24 protein-coding genes are annotated in these 22,678 nt (G+C 62.7%); 17 read left to right on the plus strand and 7 right to left on the minus strand.

The annotated features are described in order from the left end of the window. The first annotated feature begins 113 nt into the window (after positions 1–113). From QP891_RS04235 to QP891_RS04255, 5 genes are all read left to right on the plus strand, one after another. On the plus strand, positions 114–623 hold the full coding sequence (locus tag QP891_RS04235; protein WP_284770166.1) for a hypothetical protein: 510 nt from the start codon (positions 114–116) through the stop codon (positions 621–623). Next, positions 623–1,315 carry a tRNA (adenosine(37)-N6)-threonylcarbamoyltransferase complex dimerization subunit type 1 TsaB gene (tsaB, locus tag QP891_RS04240; protein WP_284770165.1) on the plus strand — a complete coding sequence of 231 codons (693 nt, stop codon included), beginning with the start codon at positions 623–625 and terminating at the stop codon, positions 1,313–1,315. Before QP891_RS04235 ends, tsaB begins: the two co-directional genes overlap by 1 nt. Next, positions 1,312–1,833 (plus strand): ribosomal protein S18-alanine N-acetyltransferase, encoded by a 522-nt coding sequence (gene rimI / locus QP891_RS04245; RefSeq protein ID WP_284770164.1) that lies wholly within the window; start codon positions 1,312–1,314, stop codon positions 1,831–1,833. The genes tsaB and rimI overlap by 4 nt, the downstream gene beginning before the upstream one ends. Then, positions 1,833–2,876 carry a tRNA (adenosine(37)-N6)-threonylcarbamoyltransferase complex transferase subunit TsaD gene (gene tsaD, locus QP891_RS04250; protein WP_284770163.1) on the plus strand — a complete coding sequence of 348 codons (1,044 nt, stop codon included), beginning with the start codon at positions 1,833–1,835 and terminating at the stop codon, positions 2,874–2,876. The genes rimI and tsaD overlap by 1 nt, the downstream gene beginning before the upstream one ends. Positions 2,877–2,965: 89 nt before the next feature. After that, positions 2,966–3,394: a hypothetical protein gene (locus tag QP891_RS04255; RefSeq protein ID WP_284770162.1), complete on the plus strand. Its 429-nt coding sequence runs from the start codon at positions 2,966–2,968 to the stop codon at positions 3,392–3,394. A gap of 9 nt (positions 3,395–3,403) precedes the next feature. On the opposite strand, the gene QP891_RS04260 is transcribed toward QP891_RS04255, so the two are convergent. Next, positions 3,404–4,039, minus strand: coding sequence for a response regulator transcription factor (locus QP891_RS04260; protein WP_284770161.1), 636 nt, complete (start codon positions 4,037–4,039; stop codon positions 3,404–3,406). Next, positions 4,036–5,232, minus strand: a complete 1,197-nt coding sequence (locus QP891_RS04265; RefSeq protein ID WP_284781908.1) for a sensor histidine kinase — start codon at positions 5,230–5,232, stop codon at positions 4,036–4,038. The genes QP891_RS04260 and QP891_RS04265 overlap by 4 nt, the downstream gene beginning before the upstream one ends. 112 nt (positions 5,233–5,344) lie before the next feature. Here QP891_RS04265 and QP891_RS04270 point away from each other — a divergent pair, with 112 nt between their 5' ends. The 5 genes from QP891_RS04270 to groL all read left to right on the plus strand — a co-directional run bounded on the left by QP891_RS04270 (position 5,345) and on the right by groL (position 10,646). After that, positions 5,345–5,950, plus strand: coding sequence for an ABC transporter ATP-binding protein (locus QP891_RS04270; protein ID WP_284770159.1), 606 nt, complete (start codon positions 5,345–5,347; stop codon positions 5,948–5,950). Next, a complete protein-coding gene (locus QP891_RS04275) occupies positions 5,934–7,193 on the plus strand; it encodes an FtsX-like permease family protein (RefSeq protein ID WP_284770158.1) in 1,260 nt (419 codons plus the stop codon). The genes QP891_RS04270 and QP891_RS04275 overlap by 17 nt, the downstream gene beginning before the upstream one ends. A gap of 106 nt (positions 7,194–7,299) precedes the next feature. Further along, positions 7,300–8,541: an ATP-binding protein gene (locus tag QP891_RS04280; protein ID WP_284770157.1), complete on the plus strand. Its 1,242-nt coding sequence runs from the start codon at positions 7,300–7,302 to the stop codon at positions 8,539–8,541. 176 nt (positions 8,542–8,717) lie between these two features. Continuing rightward, a complete protein-coding gene (groES, locus tag QP891_RS04285; RefSeq protein ID WP_005277188.1) occupies positions 8,718–9,011 on the plus strand; it encodes a co-chaperone GroES in 294 nt (97 codons plus the stop codon). Between the two features lie 9 nt (positions 9,012–9,020). Then, on the plus strand, positions 9,021–10,646 hold the full coding sequence (gene groL, locus QP891_RS04290) for a chaperonin GroEL (protein ID WP_023030149.1): 1,626 nt from the start codon (positions 9,021–9,023) through the stop codon (positions 10,644–10,646). 371 nt (positions 10,647–11,017) lie between these two features. Here the strand turns inward: groL and QP891_RS04295 are convergent, their stop codons facing one another. Further along, positions 11,018–11,314 (minus strand): WhiB family transcriptional regulator, encoded by a 297-nt coding sequence (locus tag QP891_RS04295; protein WP_284770156.1) that lies wholly within the window; start codon positions 11,312–11,314, stop codon positions 11,018–11,020. 420 nt (positions 11,315–11,734) lie between these two features. Between QP891_RS04295 and QP891_RS04300 the strand changes: the two genes are divergently transcribed. Continuing rightward, on the plus strand, positions 11,735–12,307 hold the full coding sequence (locus tag QP891_RS04300) for a sigma-70 family RNA polymerase sigma factor (protein WP_284770155.1): 573 nt from the start codon (positions 11,735–11,737) through the stop codon (positions 12,305–12,307). Between the two features lie 64 nt (positions 12,308–12,371). Further along, positions 12,372–13,130: a PTS lactose/cellobiose transporter subunit IIA gene (locus tag QP891_RS04305; RefSeq protein WP_284770154.1), complete on the plus strand. Its 759-nt coding sequence runs from the start codon at positions 12,372–12,374 to the stop codon at positions 13,128–13,130. A gap of 25 nt (positions 13,131–13,155) precedes the next feature. Here the strand turns inward: QP891_RS04305 and QP891_RS04310 are convergent, their stop codons facing one another. Beyond that, the gene (locus QP891_RS04310) at positions 13,156–13,527 is read right to left on the minus strand and encodes a DUF5319 domain-containing protein (protein ID WP_284770153.1); all 372 of its coding nucleotides are present in this window, start codon (positions 13,525–13,527) and stop codon (positions 13,156–13,158) included. Between the two features lie 120 nt (positions 13,528–13,647). Between QP891_RS04310 and guaB the strand changes: the two genes are divergently transcribed. The 3 genes from guaB (at position 13,648) to guaA (ending at position 18,112) form a co-directional block, all read left to right on the plus strand. After that, complete coding sequence (gene guaB / locus QP891_RS04315; RefSeq protein WP_284770152.1) at positions 13,648–15,168, plus strand: IMP dehydrogenase; 1,521 nt, start codon at positions 13,648–13,650, stop codon at positions 15,166–15,168. Between the two features lie 7 nt (positions 15,169–15,175). Continuing rightward, positions 15,176–16,327 (plus strand): GuaB3 family IMP dehydrogenase-related protein, encoded by a 1,152-nt coding sequence (locus QP891_RS04320; protein WP_284816969.1) that lies wholly within the window; start codon positions 15,176–15,178, stop codon positions 16,325–16,327. A gap of 210 nt (positions 16,328–16,537) precedes the next feature. Beyond that, positions 16,538–18,112, plus strand: coding sequence for a glutamine-hydrolyzing GMP synthase (guaA, locus tag QP891_RS04325; RefSeq protein ID WP_284770150.1), 1,575 nt, complete (start codon positions 16,538–16,540; stop codon positions 18,110–18,112). Positions 18,113–18,175: 63 nt separating this feature from the next. On the opposite strand, the gene QP891_RS04330 is transcribed toward guaA, so the two are convergent. Further along, positions 18,176–19,270, minus strand: coding sequence for an HNH endonuclease signature motif containing protein (locus tag QP891_RS04330; RefSeq protein WP_284770149.1), 1,095 nt, complete (start codon positions 19,268–19,270; stop codon positions 18,176–18,178). Positions 19,271–19,407: 137 nt separating this feature from the next. Continuing rightward, positions 19,408–19,827, minus strand: a complete 420-nt coding sequence (locus QP891_RS04335; protein WP_023016789.1) for a hypothetical protein — start codon at positions 19,825–19,827, stop codon at positions 19,408–19,410. A gap of 64 nt (positions 19,828–19,891) precedes the next feature. Between QP891_RS04335 and imuA' the strand changes: the two genes are divergently transcribed. Both imuA' and QP891_RS04345 read left to right on the plus strand, forming a co-directional pair. After that, entirely contained in the window at positions 19,892–20,554 is a 663-nt protein-coding gene (imuA', locus tag QP891_RS04340) for a DnaE2-dependent mutagenesis accessory factor ImuA' (RefSeq protein ID WP_502869490.1), read from the plus strand. Further along, complete coding sequence (locus QP891_RS04345; protein ID WP_284770147.1) at positions 20,551–22,083, plus strand: DNA polymerase Y family protein; 1,533 nt, start codon at positions 20,551–20,553, stop codon at positions 22,081–22,083. The genes imuA' and QP891_RS04345 overlap by 4 nt, the downstream gene beginning before the upstream one ends. Here the strand turns inward: QP891_RS04345 and QP891_RS04350 are convergent. Next, positions 22,080–22,637: an AMIN-like domain-containing (lipo)protein gene (locus QP891_RS04350; RefSeq protein ID WP_284770146.1), complete on the minus strand. Its 558-nt coding sequence runs from the start codon at positions 22,635–22,637 to the stop codon at positions 22,080–22,082. The two genes, QP891_RS04345 and QP891_RS04350, sit on opposite strands and share 4 nt — an antisense overlap. Between the last annotated feature and the right edge of the window lie 41 nt (positions 22,638–22,678).

Genomic DNA, 22,678 nt, shown 5'->3' on the forward strand with positions numbered 1-22,678 from the left:
ACCCAGTGGGTGAGTGCTTGTTAGCCGCCGAGTAGCCTCGGTAATAGAACTGACAATCACTTCACCATATGTACATATAGGACCCCCTTGACCCGAGGAGCGTTACTCACCCCATGACTAAATTTGCTCGCAACCTGACCACGACCATTATCGCGCTATTTATCATTGTGATGATGGTGCTCGTTGCCGGGGCTACCCTGCGTGATGAGGATTCCCTGGAGGGAAACCTCACCAATACCTTGCAGCACGCCCCGCGGAACCTCGAGGTAATGTCGCTCATTCCTTCTGATGTCTACGGCGCCGACTACAGCGCCATCGGCTTCATCTGCTCCGGCATGGCGGAAGACAAGGTTAAGGAAGCAGCCCCGAACCCTGATGACATCACCTTCGAGGACGGCGTCGTCCCTGAGGGCAAGAGCTACGTCATGGCCCTGGGCCACAACGTTGATCCCTATGTAGAGGAATTGGATTCCTCCGAGGTTGAGGTCTGCGAGATGATCAACGCCCAGGTTAAGGCCATGGAGCAGCAGGGTCACGGGCTCGACGGCGGGGTTCCGCTGGTTCAGGGCTCCCAGCCGCTGGCCTTCCAGAGCGAAGACGGCGTGTGGAAGCTGGTCGGCTAATGCACGTCCTGGCCATTGATACGGCGACGACCGCCCTGGTCACCGGGGTAGTCGACACCGAGTCTGGGCAGATAACACAGCGCGTGCTGGCCGATACGCGCGCACACAATGAACGGCTCATGCCCACCATCCTCGAGGTGATGAGCGAGGCCGGGCTGGAGCTCGACGACCTCGACGCCATCGTTGCGGGCATGGGCCCTGGCCCCTTTACCGGCTTGCGCGTTGGCATGGCCACGGCGCAGGCGCTTGCCGATGCCCTCTCCATCCCCCTCCACGGCGTCTGCACCCATGATGCCATCGCGCACGCCGCGCTAGCGGGGGCCGATGCAGCCGATGAAAGGGACGCGGCAGACGCAGCGCTGGTTGCTACCGATGCCCGCCGCAAGGAAATTTATTGGGCCACCTACCGCGCGGGACAACGCATTGTGGGTCCGGACGTTTCGAAGCCGGGGGAGCTTGACCTGCAGGACATCGCGCAGGTGGTCATCCCGGAGAAGCTTGCTGAGGGGTTGCCGGAGGAACTCGCTGCGCTGCCACGCAGCGAAGCCGCGCCCACCGCAGAGGGCCTGGTGGCCGTCGCGCGGCTCGACGCGGATCCGGAGCCATTCGTACCGTTGTACCTGCGCCGGCCCGATGCGGTTCCTCCCAAAAAGCAGCAGCTTTCCGCGGCCATTCCAGAGGTGCGCCTGTGAACCTGCGCGAGCTCACCCCTGCCGATGCCCCGCGCTGCGCCGAGCTGGAAAAGGTGCTTTTTCCCGGTGAAACCCCGTGGACGGAAGCGGTATTTAAGCAAGAAATGGCTCAGCCCTTCAACTTCTACCTCGGGGTGGAAGGCGCCCTCGATCCCGCAGCGCCGGAGGACGGCCAGGAGCCGGTCTTATTGGGCTATGCAGGCATCGGCATGATGGGCCCAGCCGCGGACCCCGAGTTTGAAATCCACACCATCGGCGTCGATCCAAAGGCCCAGCGCCGCGGCATCGCGCGCATGATGATGGACAATATTTGCTATATCGCGGACTTAAAAAGCGCGCCCATCTTCTTAGAGGTGCGTGTGGGAAACGATCCCGCCATCGAGCTATACCGGCGCTATGGCTTTAACATCGAGGGGATTCGCCGCAATTATTATCAGCCTTCTGGCGCGGATGCGCACGTCATGGTGCGCCCCGGCCAGTCGCCACAAGCAAGACAGCGCGAAGCAAAGGAGCAGTAATGAAGGTCATGGGCATCGAGTCCTCCTGCGATGAGACCGGGGTGGGCATTGTCGAGCTGGACCAAGACGGCCACATGGAGATCATCGCCAATGCCGTTGCTTCGTCAATGCAGCAGCACGCGCGCTTTGGCGGCGTCGTGCCAGAAATCGCTTCCCGTGCGCACCTGGAGGCCATGCCGCAGGTGATGCGGGCGGCGCTGGAGGAGGCGGGCATCGATAAGCCCGATGCCATTGCCGCCACCGTGGGCCCGGGCCTGGCCGGAGCCCTGCTCGTGGGTGCTTCTGCAGCCAAGGCTTATGCCGCCGCGTGGGGCGTGCCTTTTTATGGCGTCAACCACCTTGGCGGGCACGTCGCCGTGGCCAACCTCGAGGGCGAGAGCCTGCCGCACTCGATCGCCCTGCTGGTCTCCGGTGGGCACACGCAGTTGCTCGAGGTCGAGGCCGTAGGAAAGCCCATGCGCGAATTGGGCTCCACGCTTGACGATGCCGCCGGTGAAGCCTACGACAAAGTCTCCCGCCTCCTAGGGCTGGGGTATCCGGGCGGGCCGGTCATTGATAAGTTGGCCGCCCGCGGAAAACCCACCATCGATTTTCCCCGTGGCATGTCGCGTGCCGAAGATCTGCGCGGCGAGCACCGGCATGATTTCTCTTTCTCGGGGCTCAAAACCTCCGTTGCGCGCTATGTGGAGCGCGCCGAAAAGGCCGGCGAGACCATCTCCGTGGAGGATGTATGCGCCTCGTTCCAAGAGGCGGTGGCCGACGTACTCACCGCCAAGGCCATTCGCGCCTGCGAGGATACCGGGGCGAAGGTGCTGTTGCTCGGTGGCGGCGTCGTGGCCAATTCCCGGCTGCGGGAGCTAGCCGCCGAGCGTTGCAATGCCGCCGGTGTGGAGCTGCGCGTGCCGCGGTTTAACCTGTGCACCGATAACGGCGTGATGATTGCAGCCCTTGGCGCCCAGCTCATTCATGAGGGGGCTGCGCCGTCGAGCCTGGGTATTGGCACCGATACGCAAATGGATGTGGAAGAGCCACAGTTAACCTAAAGTTCTTCTTCCTCGCACTGCGGGGTGGGGGAAGCGGCGGTAACGTTTAACGCGTTCACGCCTTCTCCGCTTTAAAGGATCTTTCTCTCATGACCGTTGGTTTCCTCGTCAACCCCGATCTCACTCGCAGAAAAATCGAGTTTGAGTTAGAACACGCCAACCAGTTCTTGGGCGGCACCACCGAGGATCGCGTCTCCGTCGTCTTTCAAGATGACGGCACGACCTACGCCGCGCTGTATAACCCAGAAGCTAAACAGGAAGGCGCCGAGCCCAACCCGGTTGCTTCCCTGGCCCGCAATGCTGCCGACACGGGAAACTCCGCCTTTTTGCAGGATCCCATCCGCGCTATCAGCGGCCCAGTTATCTTCGTGGATGCAGAGGGCGAGGAAGACTACATCGACGAGGTCATCGCATCCGTTGAGCACGGCATCCGCGCGGTGAAAAACTACCGCGAGGATTTCTCGGACGAGTACACGCTCTGGCGCGCTGCGGTCATCAACTCCACGAAGAGCGCATAAGCACCCTTTTTAACGCTCGGTGTGGCGCAGCCACATCAGCACCGCTTTGACCCGGCGATTGGCGTCTTCGGGACGAAATCCGAGTTTTAGAAAAACATTGGAGACGTGCTTGCTTACCGCGCCCGCGGTTAATACCAGCGCGTTTTCAATTTCTTGATTGCTCAAACCTTGTGCCATGAGCCCCAAAACCTCGCGTTCGCGGGCGGTTAATTGGCTCAGCCCCGTGCGCCGCGCGGATAGCAGGGCGGTGACCACTTCTGGGTCGACGACGGTACCGCCGCCCGCCACTTCCTCGAGGGTGTGCACGAATTCGTCCACATCAGATACGCGCTCTTTGAGCAGGTAGCCGAATCCGCCGTGCTCTAAGAGCCGGTCCAAGTAGCTTGCCGCCACGTATTGGCTGAGCACCACCACCGGTTGCGACGGGTCTGCTGCCCGAACATCGTGCACGGCGCGCAGCCCATCATCGCTCATGGTAGGCGGCATGCGGACATCGCTAATGATCAGATCGAAGTGGTCACTGCCCGCGCAGGCGCGCAATTCCTCCGCATCGTTGACAGCGGTCACGCTATGGCCCAGTGCCGTCAAAAGCTGTTCTAGCCCGGCGCGCAAAAGGGCAGAATCTTCTGCCAATAAGAGTTTCATCGGGCCTCCTTTAGCGGTAGTGACATGGTTAAGGTTGCTCCTTGTCCCTCTGTGTGAGCGGGAAAGAAGTCGACGCTGCCGCCTAGTGCCGCTGCCCGCTCGTGCAGCCCTGCCAACCCAGTGCCCGCAGTCGCCCCGGTGGTCTTTGCGCTAGTCGCTTCGTCACCTGTGTCGGCGCTGGTACCAACGCCGGCACGGGAATGCGCGGGGCCGGACGCGCTAGGGCCTCCTCCTGCGGAGAGGCCGCCGACGCCATTATCGCGGACGCTCACGCGGAGATCGTCGCCAAAAGATATGGACACGGTGGCGGCGGTGGCCGCGCCGTGGGTGGACGCGTTGGTTAGTGCTTCTGCTACCGCGTGGTAGGCCAGTAGCGCCGTCGTTTCCCCAATGGAGCGTTCTGCGCCTTCAACGTGCAATTCCGCGTCGAGCCCGCTGTGGGCTAAGAGCTCATCGAGGGCGGGGATGAGGCCGTCATCGAAAAGCACCTGTGGTGCAATGCCGCGCACGGTAGCGCGCAGGGCGGATAGGGCATGGGTGGCGTTGTGTTCGGCATCGGCAAGCGCCTGCTGAGCCTCGGGCGGGGCCTGCAGCTTGGCCGCAGCCAGGTTGAGCTTGAGCGCGGTCAGGTACTGCTGGGGACCGTCGTGGAGCTCGCGCTCGATGCGGCGGCGCTCGCCCGAAAAGGCATCAATAAGCGTGGCGCGTGAGGCCGCCAACTCCTGCGCAGAAGGGCTCAGCGCGAGGCGGGTGAGGGAAATAGAGGCCTTGACCAGCAGGCGGTTGAGCACCACCAGTAGGACGAAGAGCACGGTGGCCGCGAGCCAGCACACGACAAAAATCAATGGGCGATTATCGGTGGTCCACTCGCCGACGTTGAACTCGGCCTGCGGAATAAACGGCGCGATAACCAGTACGCCCGCGACAAAACCGACAAAGACCCAGTTGGCAAAGCAGGCCACGCAAATAAGAAGTTGCAGTAGGAGGTGATAAAGCTGCTGCCAATCAAACCAACGGTTGGCCCGTCGCGCGGGAATATCAACGCCCATCCATTTCGCACCACAGCGGCCGATAAACTCCGCGGCGCGGGCTACCAGCGGAATCCACGGCAGCATGAGTACGGAGACCACCAGTCCCGGAAGCGCGAGCACACCGAGGACGAGGCTCCACGCATTGGCCTTGACAGTTCGCATATTCGTTCAGCCTAGCCGCCGCGCCGGGGTGGTGGCAGTAGAGCTAGCCCCACCATTTTCTGGGCAGCTATCCCCATCGCGCGTGCGGGATGCGGCCGGTGGAATGGGAAGCATGTTAAAAGCACAGAATCTGAGCAAGCGCTACGGCACCCATCCCGCTCTCGCCGAGGTGAACTTAAGCATCGAGCCGGGGGAATTTGTCGCGATTATGGGGCCATCCGGTAGCGGCAAGACCACCCTGTTGAACCTGCTCTCCGGGCTGGATAAGCCCAGCTCCGGCACGGTCAACGCGCCGGGCCGCACGGAGCGCGCCTTCGTATTCCAGGACTATAACCTGCTGGAATCGCTCAACGCCCGCAAAAATGCCACGTTGACCGCGCACTTTTCCGGCCGGCGCTGCACCAGCGACGAGGTGCAGAAGACCTTTGCGTCTCTGGGGCTTGACGGGCTTGAGCGCCGCCTGCCCGCGCAGCTTTCCGGCGGCCAGCAGCAGCGCGTTGCCGTGGCCCGCGCCTTGCTGGCCGGTGCACCGTATATCTTTGCTGATGAGCCCACGGGCGCGCTTGACGATGCCACCGCCGAGCTCGTCCTTACCCATCTCCGCACCGCCGCACGGGGCGGGGCCGCAGTGGTCATGGTGACCCACTCCTACCTTGCCGCGGAGGCCGCCGACCGCATTATCGAGCTCCAGGAGGCCAACCATGCTGGTGTGGCTTAAGGATTTACAAAGCAATTGGCTATCCTGGCTTGCCGTTGCGCTGACCATGGTGGTCTCATCGGCCGCGTGTGCACTGGCGGTATCGATGCTGGTAGCCACCTCGGACGCGGACGATGATCCCACGGGGCCTCTCGGTGGTACCGTGCTGGGCATGGCGGTCTGCGCCGTCGTGTTGATTACGTTGTCGCAGATGCGGCTGATCATTGAGGAACGCGAACCCGTCTACCGCTCGTGGCGCATGATTGGCATGCCCGGGTGGATGATCAATAGCTTCATCGTGGGGCAGGTCAGTGCCGTAAGCGCTATCGCGGCGCTCATCGGGACCTTCCCGGCGCGCCTGTTTGTCGAGCCCATGGCCGCGGCCTTTCGCAGCGACGGGATTCCCATGCCGGAATTGGCCATTACCCCGCTGGTCATCCGCATCGCCGTGTCCGTGTGTGTGGCATCGGCGGTTTGCGGTGCCCTCATACCGCTGCGCCGGGTCTTTCGCCCGCGGGTGGAATCGCGCCCGGTGTGGGTGGTGCTGCGCTGCCTCGTGGCCGCAGGCTTGGTAGGCGGTGCCGTGTACGGCTGCCTGCAGATTGAGGATCCGGGCGATAGCCTCGCCGCTTCTATGGGGCTGGTCATCCTGGTGGCACTCATGACGCCGTGGCTTATGCCCGCCCTGGACCAATGGACGCGCCTGTGCGGCATCGCCGGGGCCAATGTGCGGGTGCGTCGCCGCTTCTCAGTGCCTCATATCGTGCCGTGGGTATTGCTCGGTGGCTTGATCGTTGCAGTGGGCTCTGGGGTGATGATGCTCAAAGGTACGGAAAGCCTCGATACCTTGTCATCGGGGCGAGTCTTCGCGGCATTTCTCGGCCCAGTCGTTGCCCCGAGCATCGTTGGTGCGGTGTTGACCTCACTCATTATGCGCTCGCGCATCGCTAGCGATGTACGCGGCCTGCGGTTGGCCGGCGCCTCACCGGCGGCGTGGGCACGGGTGCAGGTGGGAGAGGCCTTTTGCCTGACCGTTACCGCTGCGGCGATAGTCATTGCCTTGAGCGCAACGGTAGTGATGCTGCTCAACCAGCTGCTGCATCCCGATTCTCATTCCGGGATGGGCGCGCTGTGGGAGGGCCTCGCCGGGGTGTGGTGGGCGCCGTTCGGCCTAATTTTTGGCGCCATGTTTCTCGCGCTGTGCGCCGTCAAGCTCATTCTCGCGGGATTTCTGCGCTCAACCGCCCAGATCCGCACAAACTGATGGATGAATCGCCGATATTCTGATGGGTAAAACGCGCTCAAACTGATGGGCAAAACTCTGATATTCTGATGGGTAAAACGCGCTCAAACTGATGGATGGGTTTAAAATGACTGTTCAAGAAGGCTATGTTTATCTCCCGCGAGTAGAGGATTCGCGGCTTCATGGAGTCCTGCAGCGATCCGGTGGAGTGTTGATAGAAGGCCCAAAGGGCTGTGGGAAATCCGCGACCGCACGGCAAATTGCGGGCAGTCTCGTCCAAGTGGATACGGATTTAAATCTCGACATGCAGCTCAGCACCGTTCCGGATTTGGCGTTGGAGGGGGATACGCCGCGAGTTTTTGATGAGTGGCAAGAAAAACCGCAGTTGTGGAACTTGGTGCGGCATGAGATTGACCGTCGGCAAGCGCCTGGGCAGTTCATTCTTACTGGGTCGACTGCGCCAATGGAGGAACAATCCAGGCACTCGGGTGCGGGGCGCATAGCCAGGCTGCGGATGAAGACCTTCAGTTTTTATGAGTCGGGGCATTCTAATGGCGCAGTATCATTAGCCGAATTGGTAGCTCAGGAATCCCCCCAGTCGAATGGGGAGACGGTTGTAGATGTTGCAGGGATTATCGAGCGCATGGCGCACGGAGGCTGGCCCGCAAACCGGAATTTTTCCGTTGAGGCGGCGCAGGAGAATCTGCGCAGTTATATCGATACTGTGGCCCACGTGGATATCAATGCCGCCGATGGTGTGCGAAGGGACCCGGTAAAAGTAACGACACTTATTCGTTCGCTTGCCCGTGGGGTAGCCACAGAACAGTCCATTTCTTCTATTGCTACCGATATTGGCGCGCAAAGGGCTACGGTCAGCGAGTACCTTGCTGCGTTGCAGCGCATCTTCATCGTGGAAGAACAATTGGCATGGTCCTCCCATCTTCGCTCCCGGGCTAGCCTGCGAACGGCACCGAAGAGGCATCTGGCGGATCCGGCGTTGGCGGCTGCTGCCGTGGACGCGTCCCCAGACAAGTTGCTGCGCAACCTTGCCTTTGTCGGGCAGCTTTTTGAATCCCAAGTTGTCCATGACCTGGCAGTGCTAAGCGGGAAGCGTATTTTTCACGCCCGTGATGCCTCTGGGTTGGAAGTGGATGCGGTATTTGAGCTGGCGGGCAGGACCGTTTTCGTAGAAATTAAATTGGGGCAAAGCCAAGAGATCATTGAGAAGGCGGTAAGCAATTTGCAGGCCTTCGCAGAACGCTTTGAATGGGAGGTCCCGCCCGTCTTGATGATCGTGACGGGAGGAAACCTGAGCTTTCGGCATCCGAGCGGGGTACGCGTGGTGTCCCTGACGCACTTGGCGCCGTAGCGCGGCCCAGCAACGGGGGTCGCGTCGTTGTTGAGGGTTAGCAGTCACGAGGGTAGAGTGCTAATCAGGTTGTTTGACCCACAGTTGTTCACCCGCGACGACGGCTGTGCTGGACATCCACAACCGGCACGCGCGCGCCATTAAGGTGCGCAAACGAACAATACGGAGGAAACATCATGGCAACTATTAAGCCGCTTGAGGACCGCGTCCTCGTACAGATCGTAGAAGCAGAATCCACCACCGCATCCGGCCTGGTTATCCCGGACTCCGCAAAGGAAAAGCCGCAGGAAGCAACCGTTATCGCCGTCGGCCCGGGCCGCTGGGAAGATGACGATGACCGCATCCCCATGGACGTTAAGGAAGGCGACACCGTTGTCTTCTCCCGCTACGGCGGCACCGAGCTGAAGTACGACGGCGAAGAGTACTTGCTGCTGAGCCAGCGCGACATCCTCGCCATCATCGAGAAGTAGGAACTACTTATGGCAAAGCTTATTGCATTCGACCAAGAAGCCCGCGAGGGAATTCAGCGCGGCGTCGATACGCTGGCTGATGCCGTCAAGGTCACCCTCGGCCCGCGCGGCCGCAACGTCGTCTTGTCCAAGGCCTTCGGTGGCCCGACCGTTACCAATGACGGCGTGACCATCGCCCGCGATATCGATGTCGAGGAGCCCTTCGAGAACCTCGGCGCCCAGCTGGTTAAGTCCGTAGCGGTCAAGACCAACGACATCGCCGGCGACGGCACCACCACCGCGACCTTGCTGGCCCAGGCGCTCATCTTTGAGGGCCTGCGCAACGTTGCAGCCGGCGCTAACCCGATTGAGCTCAACCGCGGCATCTCCGCAGCGGCGGAAAAGGCCGTCGAGGAGCTTAAGGCACGCGCCACCCCGGTTAACTCCGCCTCCGAAATCGCGCAGGTAGCTACCGTGTCCTCCCGCGATCCGGAGGTCGGCGAGATGGTGGCCGGCGCCATGGAAAAGGTGGGCAAGGACGGCGTCGTCACCGTCGAGGAGTCCCAGACCATGGACTCCACCGTGGATGTCACCGAAGGTATTTCCTTTGACAAGGGCTACCTTTCCCCGTACTTCGCTACGGAGGAAGAGACCAACCACGCCGTGCTTGACGATGCCGCCATTTTGCTCGTCCGCAACAAGATTTCTTCCCTGCCGGACTTCTTGCCGCTGCTGGAAAAGATTGCAGAAACCAACCGCCCGACCCTCATCATCGCGGAAGACGTCGAGGGCGAGCCGCTGCAGGCGCTCGTGGTCAACTCCATCCGCAAGGTCCTGAAGGTTGCTGCCGTAAAGGCACCGTACTTTGGCGAGCGCCGTAAGGGCTTCATGGATGACCTGGCCGTGGTTACCGGCGCCACCGTGGTGGACCCTGAGGTGGGCGTCAACCTGAACGAGGTCGGCCTCGAGGTGCTGGGTTCCGCACGCCGCGTGACCATCACCAAGGAAGACACCGTGCTTGTCGATGGCGGCGGCAGCGCCGCAGCCCTCGACGATCGCCGTGAACAGATCCGCGGCGAAATCGCCCGCACCGATTCCACCTGGGATAAGGAAAAGCTCGAGGAGCGCTTGGCCAAGCTCTCCGGCGGCGTCGCCGTTATCCGCGTCGGTGCCGCAACCGAGACCGAGGTCAACGAGCGCAAGCTGCGCGTCGAGGACGCCATCAACGCCGCCCGCGCGGCCGTGGAAGAAGGCGTCATCGCCGGCGGCGGCTCCGTGCTGGTGCAGATCTCCAAGGAACTCGAGTCCTTTGCCCAGGACTTCGAGGGCGAGGCTAAGGTCGGCGTTCTCGCCGTCGCCCGCGCCCTGACCCGCCCGGCATTCTGGATCGCAGAAAACGCAGGCCTCGATGGCTCCGTCATTGTCTCCCGCGTATCTGAGATGGCCAACGGTGAAGGCTTTAACGCCAACTCCCTGGAGTACGGCAACCTCATCGATAACGGGATCATCGATCCCGTGAAGGTCACCCACTCCGCAGTGGTCAATGCCACCTCCGTTGCCCGCATGGTTCTTACCACCGAGGCATCCGTTGTGGAAAAGCCGCAGGAAGAAGACAACGCTGAGGCCGGTCACGGCCACGGCCATCACCACCACTAATTCCTGCGCTGTATTTAGCTCAGAGCCCGCCGCACCTTCCCCGTCTTATTGGGGAGGCTTGCGGCGGGCTTCTGGCTTATACGTAAAGCACGCGGGAACATAACCCGTGCGATGCCACGGTAGACCTTTTTAGCCGCCAGCGGCAGCAGGGGAGAGGCTAGTTCACAAAAGGTGCCAAGCTTAGGGTTCCTCTTCAGCCGGAGGCTGCCTCGTCTTTAGCGGCACACCCCAGGGCTTAGCGGGCTCGAAGGCGTCCCTCACGGGGCGTTATTTGCAGCAGGCGCTTGCTACGCAGGGCTAATTCGGAACCCCGGACTCCCGCCCGCCGCGAACGCGGTGTGTGGACTTTGCGCGCTAACTTTAATTTTGGGTTAAACGTTGACCGTTGTGCGGCGACGCTTGCGCAGCGCCACCACGCGCTCAGACTCGCTCATGCCGCCCCAGACGCCATACGGTTCGGCTGAACGCAGGGCGTGCTCGCGGCACAGCTCGATAACCGGGCAGGAATTGCAGATGGCCTTGGCGCGGTTTTCGCGCTGGGCGCGGGCTCGGCCACGCTCTCCGTCTGGATGGTAAAAAACGTCCGAGTTTTCACCGCGGCACGCACCTTGCAACTGCCAATCCCATACATCTGCAGTAGGTCCGAGAAGAGACTTGGACTGAGACACGTTTCTTAATCTCCTTATAACAGGACGAGAATTCTTACGCTGGCGGCCGGTGGAGAGTCATCCGCGAACCGCAACGATTTGTAGTGTGTCGCGTCTTGGTAAACAAAGGGTTACTAGTATTTAACTTCTAGGTATTGTATCTATTTATGGGACTCGTTAGCGCCCATTTACCTGCAATAATGACTAAGGTTAACGAATTATGAATTTTCCTCTTTCTATTGTGCAGGGGCCATAAACCCGCCTTCAAAGCAGGTACAACCGCTGGGCGCGGGTTTCTTGGTGGTGTTTTTCCTTGCTGGGGCATCGCCAAGCAAGGGCAGTGCCGAGGCGGAGGTGTGCAACGCAGTTGTCCCTTTGCGCTCCCTGCCCCAGAGGAAATATGGTTGAATATCGATTTAATAGTCTGCAGAGGGTACACTCGTGAGCGATAAGGATAAAGAGCTAGCGGATCTCGTTCCGCTGGCCGCTGGTGGTAGCCGCCGCGCACTGCAATCTATCCTGCAAATTATTCATCCGCAGGTGCTGCGTTATTGCCGCGCGCGCATCGGTGGCGGGCGCCAGCCCACTGCGGAAGACGTGACCCAAGAAATCTGCCTCGCCGTCGCTACCTCTATCGATTCCTATGAAGATAAAGGCCGGCCGTTTATGGCCTATGTCTACGGCATCGCTTTTAATAAGGTCACCGATGCCCACCGCGCCATGGGTCGCGACCGCTCTACACCCACCGAAGAGCTTCCAGAAAGCACCGCGAACGAGGCGACTCCCGAGGAATGGGCGCTGGAAAATGACGGTAGTAACAGAATGCGCGCGTTGCTCGATACCTTAAGTGACAAGGCAAAAAACATCGTTATTTTGCGCGTGTTCGTTGGTCTTTCGGCAGAAGAAACCGCCGATATCGTGGGGTCTACCCCGGGTGCGGTTCGCGTCGCACAACACCGAGCTCTCGCACAATTGCGAAAGGCCCTTGGGCAACAACTAGCCACTGAGGGCTAAAGCCACAACCCCGCTCTAGAGACACGCGTAAACCTTCAGAAAGGAAGGAGGGACAGAAACCATCATGGCCTCCAAACACTCCAAAAAGAATAACGATGACCTGACGGAGCAGCTCCAGCCCTTGGTAGATGATGATGCATTCCTCACCGAGCTGTCGCAGGGCAAAGACCCCTCCAACGGCAGCGATGAGCTCGCTGGGTTGTTGCTAGGGCTGAAGGGGGACATCGATAAGCAGATGCCGCCAGCCCCGCGCGTGGACGGGGCAGAGGAAGAACCAGAAGTCATTAGTCTCGATAAGGCGCGGTCTCGTCGGCGCAATCGCCCCGTGATGCACGGACTTATCGGCGCGGCCGCCGCCACCGTCATCCTCGCCGGTGCGGGCGGGGTCATGGTTAATTCTGGCGTGTTTGATAGGCCGGATGAGACCCGCAACGTGGAGCTGGCCGGCACCTTAGATGAGATGGAATCCCGCGCGGCAGAGGGAGATTTCGAAGGCGCGCGCGAGCTTATGAAGGAAGCCCGCTCCAAGCTTGAAGAGGCTGAGGGCAAAGAAGAAAATGCCATCGCTGCCAAAGAGGAAGCCGAAAAGAAGCGTCCTGCCCGTCCGAAGACGAAAACCGTGACGGAAACTGCTACTGAGACCGCGCCGGGCCAAAAGCCGCAGGATAACCCCGAGCCAGCACCAAAAACCGTAACGGAAACGCAGTACGAGACCTCAACCGTGGTGGTAACGGAGCAGGCGCCGGCGAATCCGCAGCCGGAGACGCGCGAGCCCGAAGAAGCACCCACCACAACCATTCAGTTGGGGGCGGGCGCCGAGTAATAACGAGGGCGGTGACTTACACGCCCTAGCGGTTTTCTAGGCCGTCGACGTAGCCCAGCGCGTAGTCCCACGGCACGTAGCGGCGCGGGTCGGGCTCTGCCCCCGGTTCGTGCACTGGGGCGAGCTCGCCCGCCAGCGTGGCGCGCATATTGGCGGCCATAATGTCCCACTCGTAGAAGTGGTTTTCCTGGCAGTCTTCACACAAGAAGAAGATGCCATCGATCCCGCGTGGGCCGAGCACACTTGCGAATTTCTCTACCCGAGCGAGATCGTGGATGAGGGCGAGGCGGTCTTCATCGGAAAGCGGCATGACCTGCTCGTCCTCCTCCAGGAAGGACGCAGGGTCATTCGGATCGTCTGCAAAAGGATCGCGGGGCATATTGGCGAAGAAGTTCACGCCTGCGAGCCTATTGAACTTGCCCGCTTAAGGCAATTAACCCCTAGCCTGAATGGTGTCCTTGGCCGGGCACGCACTACAGTTGGGGTAGCCGCTGAACCTGTTTAAGGAGATACCTCGATGAGCGATTACCCTATTCACACTGGTGGAGATGACCCGAACAAGGTAGCCCTGCGCGGCTTGACCTTTGATGACGTGCTTCTTTTGCCCGCCGAGTCCAATATCGTGCCCTCCGAGGTCGATACCGGCGCGCAATTTACCCGCAATATTCGCCTGGGCGTCCCGCTGGCATCCGCAGCGATGGATACCGTGACCGAGGCCCGCATGGCCATCGCCATGGCGCGCCAGGGCGGCATCGGCGTGCTGCACCGCAACCTTTCTGCGGAAGCGCAGGCCGAGCAGGTAGAAATCGTCAAACGCTCCGAGTCCGGCATGGTCACGGACCCGGTCACCGCCCGCCCCGAGATGACTATTGGCGAGGTCGACGCCCTGTGCGCCCGCTTCCGCATTTCCGGCCTGCCGGTCGTGGATGAGGACGGCACCTTGCTGGGCATTTGCACCAACCGCGATATGCGTTTTGAGCCGGACTTTGACCGCAAAGTCAGCGATGTCATGACCGCGATGCCGCTCGTCGTCGCGCGCGAGGGCGTGTCCAAGGACGAGGCCCTAGAGCTGCTGTCGGCCAATAAGGTAGAAAAGCTGCCGATTGTTGATGCAAATAACAAGCTCATTGGCCTTATCACCGTCAAGGACTTCGTCAAATCCGAGCAGTACCCCAACGCCTCCAAGGATGCTTCCGGCCGTCTGTTGGTTGCCGCGGGCATTGGTACCGGCGAGGAGTCCTATCAGCGCGCCGCCGCGCTTGTCGATGCCGGCGTTGACGCCCTCGTCGTCGACTCCGCCCACGCACACAATAACCGCGTGCTCGAAATGGTCTCCCGCGTGAAGAAGGACTTTGGCGACAAGGTCGACGTCATTGGCGGCAACCTCGCCACCCGCGAGGCCGCCCAGGCGATGATCGACGCCGGCGCGGACGCCATCAAGGTCGGCATCGGCCCGGGCTCCATCTGCACCACCCGCGTCGTCGCCGGCGTCGGCGCGCCGCAGATCACCGCGCTGATGGAGGCCGCAGCCGTCGCCGCCCCCGCGGGCGTGCCGGTCATCGGCGATGGCGGCATGCAGTACTCCGGTGACATCGCCAAGGCGCTGGCCGCCGGTGCCGATACCGTCATGCTGGGCTCCATGTTCGCCGGCACCACTGAGGCGCCCGGTGACATCGTGGTGTACCAGGGCAAGCAGTACAAGCGCTACCGCGGCATGGGTTCCATGGGCGCCATGCAGGGTCGCGGGCTTTCCGGCGAAAAGCGTTCCTACTCCAAGGACCGCTACTTCCAGGCCGACGTACGCAGCGAGGACAAGCTGGTGCCAGAAGGCGTGGAGGGTCGCGTGCCCTTCCGCGGTGAGATCGATGCCATCGTGCACCAAATCATCGGCGGCCTGCGCGCGGCCATGGGCTATACCGGCTCGGCCACCTTAGATGAGCTCAAGACCAAGCGATTTGTCCAGATCACCGCCGCGGGCCTGAAGGAATCCCACCCGCACCACCTGCAGCAAATCGCCGAAGCCCCGAACTACCGCTAGGACAAACATGCGTGAATACGCCGAAATCGGCATCGGCCGCGAGGCCCGCCGCACCTTTGATTTAGACCAGGTCTCCATCGTCCCCCAGCGCCGCACGCGCTCGTCCAAGGACGTGGATACCACCTGGAATATCGATGCCTATACTTTCGATACCCCCTTCGTTTCGCACCCCACCGATGCGCTCGCCACGCCCGAGTTCATCATCGAGATGGGCAGGCAGGGCGGGCTCGGCGTCATCAACGCCGAAGGCCTGTGGGGCCGCCACGAGGACCTCGAGGGTGCGTTGGCGCGCATCTATTCCCAGCCGGGCGATAACTCCACCATTCAGGAGTTGCACGCCGCCCCGCTTGACGATGCCCTCCTTGCCTCCCGCATTGCCCAAGTGCGCGAGTCCGGTGTGACCGTCGCCGTGCGCGTTTCGCCCCAAAACGCCCGCGAGATGGCGCCGAAGGCCATTGCCGCCGGAGCCGAGCTACTGTTCATCCAGGGCACTTTGCTGTCAGCAGAGCACGTCGCCACCGGCGGCGAGCCGCTGAACCTGAAGGAATTTATCGGCTCGCTTGAAGTACCCGTCATCGCCGGTGGCGTGGCGGACTACACCACGGCGCTGCACCTGATGCGCACCGGGGCGGCCGGCGTCATCGTGGGCGCGGGCGTAACGACCAACGCGGAAACCGTCGGCATCGATACCGCCATGGCCACCGCCATTGCCGATGCCGCCGCCGCCCGCCGCGACTACCTTGACGAGACCGAGGGCCGCTACGTGCACATCATTGCGGATGCGGAATTCGATAATTCCGGGACCATCGTCAAGGCCTTCGCCTGCGGCGCCGATAGTGTTGCGCTCGGCCCCCTTCTTGCCCAGGCCCGTGAGGCAGGCGGTAGGGGATGGTATTGGCCGGCTACAGCAGGCCACCCGCGGTTCCCGCGCGGATACGCGCAGTTCGCCGGGGTCGATACCGACCTCGATGTGGATTTCCTTACCGCAGGCGACGCTGAGCCCGCGGCTGCGCCGAGCCTGGAAACCGTGCTGCACGGCCCATCCAGCGAACCATTCGGCCGCACCAACCTTGTGGGTGCGCTGCGGCGTGCCCTCGCAAAGTGCGGGTACACCGACCTGAAGTCCTTCCAGAAGGTCGAGCTCGCGGTTCGCTACTAAGTAGCGTGCGGCGCGCCTCGCACCGTGCAAGCCCGCGCCGCACGCCCCGAATCGCTTCATCTCGCGCAGCCGCGCTGCTGCGCAAGAGGGGCCCTTGCGCACCCCGATTCGCTTGCGCGCCCCGCGCCACCACGGCGCGAAAGCCGCCGCAATGCGCTACATGGGCAAGCGCTTCCTAGGCCGCGGGGCCTATGGGCTAGACTATGGGGCGTGACTAAGCCAAATACTACCCCGCGCCCAGTCCTCGTCGTGGACTTTGGCGCTCAGTACGCGCAGCTCATTGCCCGCCGCGTGCGCGAGGCCAAAATCTACTCCGAGGTTGTTTCCAACTCCGCCTCTATCGAGGAAATCAAAGCTAAAGACCCCGCCGCGCTTATTTTGTCCGGCGGCCCGTCGTCCGTCTATGCCGATGGTGCCCCAGCGCTCAAGCCTGAGCTGCTGGAGCTTGGCGTTCCGGTCTTCGGCATTTGCTACGGATTCCAGGCCATGAACCACATCCTCGGCGGTACCGTATCGTCTACCGGTGAGCGTGAATACGGCCGCACCGATATCGACGTCAAGGGCGGCATCCTGCACAAGGGCCTCGAGCCCACGCACAAGGTATGGATGTCCCACGGCGACGCCGTCTCCGCCGCCCCCGAGGGCTTCGATGTAACCGCAACCTCCGCCGGTGCCCCAGTCGCCGCGATGGAGTGCCCGGCCAAGCAGATGGCCGGCGTGCAGTACCACCCAGAGGTGTTGCACTCGCCCCACGGCCAAGAAGTGCTCACCCGCTTCCTCACGGAGATCGCCGGTCTGGAGCAAAACTGGACCGCCGATAATATCGCCGAGCAGCTCATCGCGGATATCCGCACCCAAGTAGGCGAGGAAGGCCGCGCTATTTGCGGCCTGTCTGGTGGCGTGGACTCTGCGGTCGCTGCGGCCTTGGTGCAGCGCGCCATTGGCGATCGCCTGACCTGTGTATTCGTCGATCATGGCCTGCTGCGCGCGGGCGAGCGCGAGCAGGTTGAAACGGATTTCGTGGCCTCGACCGGCGCCAAGCTGGTTACCGCCGACGAGCGTTCGGCCTTCCTGCAGAAGCTCGCTGGCGTGAGCGACCCCGAGGAAAAGCGCAAGGCTATCGGCGCGGAGTTCATTCGCTCCTTTGAGCGCGCCGTGGCCGGTGTGCTTGACGATGCCCCCGCCGGCTCCACCGTCGATTACCTCGTCCAGGGCACCTTGTACCCGGATGTCGTTGAATCCGGCGGCGGCGATGGCACCGCCAATATTAAGTCGCATCACAACGTTGGCGGCCTCCCGGATGACGTCGAGTTCGAGCTCGTCGAGCCGCTGCGCTTGCTCTTTAAGGACGAGGTGCGCGCGGTGGGTCGCGAGTTGGGCCTGCCGGAAGAGATCGTCGGCCGTCAACCCTTCCCGGGCCCGGGCCTAGGCATCCGCATCATCGGCGAGGTTACCGAGGAGCGCCTCGAGACTCTGCGCCAGGCGGATCTGATTGCCCGCACCGAGCTAACCAATGCTGGCTTGGACGAGCAGATTTGGCAGTGCCCGGTCGTGCTGCTTGCCGATGTCCGCTCCGTCGGCGTCCAAGGCGATGGCCGCACCTACGGCCACCCCATCGTGCTGCGCCCAGTATCTTCCGAGGACGCCATGACCGCGGACTGGACCCGCTTGCCTTATGACGTGCTAGAGAAGATCTCCACCCGCATCACCAACGAGGTCAAGGACGTCAACCGCGTGGTCTTGGATTGCACCTCCAAGCCACCGGGAACCATCGAGTGGGAGTAAAACCCACAAAACGGCATGCGTAGAAGGCGCTCAGTATTTGAGCGCCTTTTCGCATACCTGCGGCTAGTTTCGGGGTGTTACGGGTGGCCGCCAGACGATGCGACCGCCCACTCTTTCTAGCCGCCCGCGCCGGGGCGGGGCATTGGGGTCGTCGTCGTTGATGCCGTTATGGTAAGCACAGCACACGACGAGGTTTTTCATATTGGTCTCCCCGCCGCGACTCCAGGCCGTCAGGTGGTGGACCTGGGATAGATCTGCCGGTTGGTTGCACCCGGGCCAGGCGCAGCGTGGATTTTCCGCGGCCGCCATCATTCTTTGTTTATCGGTGGCCACGCGCGCCGTGCGGTAGAGGTTGACCGGCCCTTCTACCGGATGCACGAGGGTGACATAACCCGTTTCGCCGTCCCCGCTGCCGCTGCCGTTGGCGTCGCCGTCGCCATTGCCGTTGGGGCTGGGGCCGGGGGCGGAATAGCCGGCATCGTTAAGCACGCGGCGCAAGTACTCGGTACCGGACATGGTCGCACCGTTGGTGAGATCGAGCTGCACGTCATCGCCGTGGCCATCGCGGATGCGAATGAATTTCTCCAGCGGCACGACGGCGTTGGTTATCACCGTGGAGCGCGCGGCGCTGCCGGCGCCGAAGAAGATATCTTCCACCGCCTGCAGCGGCTTTTTATCAGTGGCCGTAATCGCGCCCTGCAGATCCGCGATGAAGCGAGAGGTCCCCGTAATGGCAAGCGTCCAGTAGTCATTGGGCCGCCGGTACGTGCGCACGCCGGGGCTGACCGTGGACTTTTTCATCTCGCGCACCCGGCGCCGAGCGTGTTTGATGATAACGCTCATCTCCGCAGACATCGCACAGCATTCCGCACGCAGCTCCCACGCCTGTTTCTTGCTGGGCGCGCGATTAACTACGCGCTCGATGCCGGCCAGGAGGGAAATGGGGTGGGCGTTGGTGCGGGCATCGGCAATGGCGCGGCGCTGCATCCGGCTAAAGGCGGTGTGGCCGTAGTAGCTTTCGCACAGAAGGAGCAGGTCGGCGGCGATGGTATCGGGCGCGCCGCGCTCCATAAGCTCAGCCCCAGAGAGCCCGCGGCACGCGGCGATGATGTCCATGCCGGGCGCGAGGGCGGTCAGGTAGGTCTCGAGTGCGTTCATGCCGCCTACGCTAGGGCGGTGTTAGCCCGCGCTCAATCGGTAGGGCAACCGCAAGGGCACAAACTGTGGATAACCCGGATCCGCAGCGCGAAAACCCGGGGAAATCCTGTGGATAAGTCCCCGCAGTGTCGCATGGATTAGACAAAGGCCAGCCGGCGCGTGCCATCCACGTGGGGGAAGGCGATAAAACTTATACCTGAGACCGCAACCCACACCAGCGCCGAGCCCCACGCGGGCAGGCCCAGGATGGGCGCGAGCATGATGAGAAGCCATAGAATCATCAGCGGTACTAGCTGCGCGATGGTGGGGATGAGATCGGCATCGTGCCGGTCAGCATAGGAGCGCATCTCGCGGCGGTAGGGGTGGGCAAAGACCAAGACGAATGCCGCCACGAGGCAGACCGCGGCCCCAGATAGGGTGGCGAAGAAATGGGTGCGGGTGGTCAGCAGCGCGACGGTGGCGCCGAGCAGGATGGAGGATCCGAGGCGCACCCACGGCGGGGTGGGGATGGGGGTTGGATTCTCGCGCATAGCACCGTAAGCCTCGTTCAGGTTCATGCGCTTAAGACTACCATTCGAACATACAGTTGCATGTGTCCGGTTGAAGGTTCATACTGTGTGGGTGAGTCAAACGAACGTTCGCCTAGAAAAAGCGGTGGCAGGGCTGGATGGGCCCGACCGTGTTGCGGTGCTGCGCGCCCGCATGCAGGCGATGGAGCAGGAGGACGAAGACGAGCTGGTAGATACCCTTCCCCAGCTGGCGCGGCTGCTTCCCGCAGGTGGGCTTGCTCGGCGGAAGGTGGTCTCGTGTGCGGAGTGTCCCGCGCTCGTGGTGGAGCTCATCTGCCATCTTACGGCCCACGGGGGTCATGTGGGGATAGTGGGGTGGCCGGATCTTTCTCTCGCACAAGTTGCCGAAATGGGGCAGCTCAACAACGTGGTCACCGTCCCCGATCCGGGCCTGGAGGCATGGGCGGTAACCAGCGTGCTGGCAGAGGGCATGGACCTTATCATCCACCACGGCCCGCCCGGCGAGCTGAGCCCGGCCAAGGCGCGGCCGGTGTGGGCGAAGATCCGCGGCGGGCAGGCCGCGGTGCTGACCGTGGGCGCGCGGCTGCCGGGCACCGCGGTGTGCATTGGGGCGGAGGTGAGTACGTATCGGGGCATCGGCAAGGGCAGCGGGCGCATCCGCGGCGTGGATATCGATCTTGCGGTGGACTCGAAAAAGGGCACCGCGCGCGGGAGCCTCACCATGGGCGAAGCCCGCAGGTTGGCGGTCGTATGAGGGTGGCCGCGGTGTGGTTTCCGGATTGGCCCATCCAGGCGGTCGCGCAGGCAGGGCCGGTGCTGGTTGCGCGCAATCATGCGGTGCTGGTCTGCGATAGCGCGGCGCGCCGGGCCGGCATTCGGCGCGGGATGCGCCTGCGCCAGGCCCAGGCGATTTGCCCTGAGGTAAAGGTGGTGGAGGCGAACCCGGATAGGGACGGCGCGGCCTTCGCGGAGATTGCGGCAGGCTTGGACGCCGTGGCCTCGTCCGTGGAGGTGCTGCGGCCCGGCCTGGCCATCGTGGACGCGGGGGCGGCGCTGCGCTATCACGGGCCGGAGGCGCTGGAGATGCTTGCCGATGCCACCGCGCACGCCGGTTTTGATTCCACCCTCGGCGTGGCAGACGAGATTGCCACGGCCATCATCGCGGCCCGACATCGCGGGGTAGGCGCGGTGGTGCCGGAGGGCGGGTCCCGGGATTTCTTGGCCGCCCAGCCCGTGAGTGTTTTAGCCGCGGAGGCTGCGCTGGGGTTTTCTGCGGAATTTGTGGCCCAGCTGCAGAAATTGGGCGTGCGCCGGTTAGGTGATGTGGCGGCGCTGCCATTTAAGCAGGTGGTTACCCGGTTTGGGCAGCAGGGCAAACGCGCGCACGAGGTGGCGCACGCGCGGGCGGACCGGCGCGTGTCCCCGGAAATGGCGCGGCCCGATCTGTCCGTGAGCAGCGAGCAATCCATCGAACGCGTGGATGCGGCGGCGTTCGTGGCCCGGCAATTGGCCGCGCAGCTGCACGTGCGGCTGGCGGAGGCGGAAGTGGTGTGCGTGCGCCTGCGCGTGGTGGCGGAGCTGGCCACTGGTGAAACCGTGGCCCGGGTATGGCGCACGCATGAGGCGCTCACGGAGCAGGCGACCGCGGACCGGGTGCGCTGGCAGCTGGATGGGTGGCTTACGGCGGCGCGGTCGAGCGGCAAGGACGGCGCCGCGATCGTGCGGTTGGTGCTTGAGCCGGTGGAGGTGGCTAGGCCGCAGGCCGATGGCCTCTGGGGCGGGGATACCTCACAGGAACAGGTCAAGCGGGTGATTTCGCGCGTGCAATCGCAGCTGGGCATAGATCGCGTCTTGCAGCCGCGGGCCGTCGGTGGCCGTGGGGTGGCCGAGCGTATCGAGTACGTTCCCTATGGGGAGCAGCGCGATGCCACGCCGCAGGGCAGCTGGCCAGGCAGGATCCCCGCGCCGCTTCCCGCCCGCCTAGGCGGCGGGCCGAACCACCCGGCCGCGCGCATTCGGCTTATCGATGCCGCCGCGCGGGACGTCATCGTCACCGCCGAGGCCCTCCTATCCTCTGTGCCCGTGGCACTCGGGTGGGGCGCGCACCGCTACCGCGTTATCGGCTGGGCTGGGCCGTGGCCGGTGGATACGCAGTGGTGGACCGAACAGCCGCAGCACGCGGCGCGGCTACAAATTGTGGGCCAGGCTGAACGGGAGCAACGCCAGCGCGCCTGGCTCTTGGTGTGGTCAGAGGGGCGCTGGCGCGTGGAAGCGACGTATTAGGAGCGAATATCTACCACGAGGCGCGTGGGATTTTCTAGCACCTGCACGGAATAAGGCTTGCGCTGGTTCATACCGATGACAAACTGGCTGCGGCCCTCATAGGTGCGGCCGTTGACCACTTGGGTAATAACGCCGCCGGCGGGGGCATCGACGATGCCGATGCGCGGCTCGTCAATGCCGGCCTCAAACGGATAGACCACGCCATCGATATTGACATTGAGCGCGGTATCACCGGCATAGTTAATGGGTTGGCCGGAGCCTTGCTGCTTGGGGTTATCGGCGTAATCCACGAACCAGCCTGGGGAACCCTCGCCCTCGAGCTCGAAGACGGCGCGCTCGAAACCATCGTGCTGGCCCACGCGTACCTTGGTCACCACGAGCTCCGAAGGGGCTTCTGGGCGCAGCGTTTTCATGCTCATATCCGCCTCACCCAGCGGGTTGATGTGCGAGTTTCCCACAGAGGCCGCCATGGTGGTGTCATCCGCTGATTCGGTGCTGCAGCCGGTGAGGAGGGCTGCGGCGGCAAGCAGGAGTGAGAGGCGGGCTTTATACATGACCACTAGAGTATAATTTCCATTAATTACTGCCTAGCGTT

The organism is Corynebacterium sp. MSK310, from assembly GCF_030227355.1.
In the GTDB taxonomy this organism is placed as follows: Bacteria; Actinomycetota; Actinomycetes; order Mycobacteriales; family Mycobacteriaceae; genus Corynebacterium; species Corynebacterium rhinophilum.

Bases quoted from the DNA above. Each gene is read 5' to 3' on its own strand.
- QP891_RS04320 (WP_284816969.1), top strand. From the start codon at position 15,176: ATGCGTGAATACGCCGAAATCGGCATCGGCCGCGAGGCCCGCCGCACC.
- QP891_RS04255 (WP_284770162.1), top strand. From the start codon at position 2,966: ATGACCGTTGGTTTCCTCGTCAACCCCGATCTCACTCGCAGAAAAATC.
- QP891_RS04305 (WP_284770154.1), top strand. From the start codon at position 12,372: ATGGCCTCCAAACACTCCAAAAAGAATAACGATGACCTGACGGAGCAG.
- guaB (WP_284770152.1), top strand. From the start codon at position 13,648: ATGAGCGATTACCCTATTCACACTGGTGGAGATGACCCGAACAAGGTA.
- QP891_RS04280 (WP_284770157.1), top strand. From the start codon at position 7,300: ATGACTGTTCAAGAAGGCTATGTTTATCTCCCGCGAGTAGAGGATTCG.
- QP891_RS04275 (WP_284770158.1), top strand. From the start codon at position 5,934: ATGCTGGTGTGGCTTAAGGATTTACAAAGCAATTGGCTATCCTGGCTT.
- QP891_RS04265 (WP_284781908.1), bottom strand. From the start codon at position 5,232: ATGCGAACTGTCAAGGCCAATGCGTGGAGCCTCGTCCTCGGTGTGCTC.
- groES (WP_005277188.1), top strand. From the start codon at position 8,718: ATGGCAACTATTAAGCCGCTTGAGGACCGCGTCCTCGTACAGATCGTA.
- QP891_RS04335 (WP_023016789.1), bottom strand. From the start codon at position 19,827: ATGAACCTGAACGAGGCTTACGGTGCTATGCGCGAGAATCCAACCCCC.
- QP891_RS04350 (WP_284770146.1), bottom strand. From the start codon at position 22,637: ATGTATAAAGCCCGCCTCTCACTCCTGCTTGCCGCCGCAGCCCTCCTC.
- groL (WP_023030149.1), top strand. From the start codon at position 9,021: ATGGCAAAGCTTATTGCATTCGACCAAGAAGCCCGCGAGGGAATTCAG.
- QP891_RS04260 (WP_284770161.1), bottom strand. From the start codon at position 4,039: ATGAAACTCTTATTGGCAGAAGATTCTGCCCTTTTGCGCGCCGGGCTA.
- tsaD (WP_284770163.1), top strand. From the start codon at position 1,833: ATGAAGGTCATGGGCATCGAGTCCTCCTGCGATGAGACCGGGGTGGGC.
- QP891_RS04345 (WP_284770147.1), top strand. From the start codon at position 20,551: ATGAGGGTGGCCGCGGTGTGGTTTCCGGATTGGCCCATCCAGGCGGTC.
- QP891_RS04270 (WP_284770159.1), top strand. From the start codon at position 5,345: ATGTTAAAAGCACAGAATCTGAGCAAGCGCTACGGCACCCATCCCGCT.
- QP891_RS04330 (WP_284770149.1), bottom strand. From the start codon at position 19,270: ATGAACGCACTCGAGACCTACCTGACCGCCCTCGCGCCCGGCATGGAC.
- tsaB (WP_284770165.1), top strand. From the start codon at position 623: ATGCACGTCCTGGCCATTGATACGGCGACGACCGCCCTGGTCACCGGG.
- QP891_RS04235 (WP_284770166.1), top strand. From the start codon at position 114: ATGACTAAATTTGCTCGCAACCTGACCACGACCATTATCGCGCTATTT.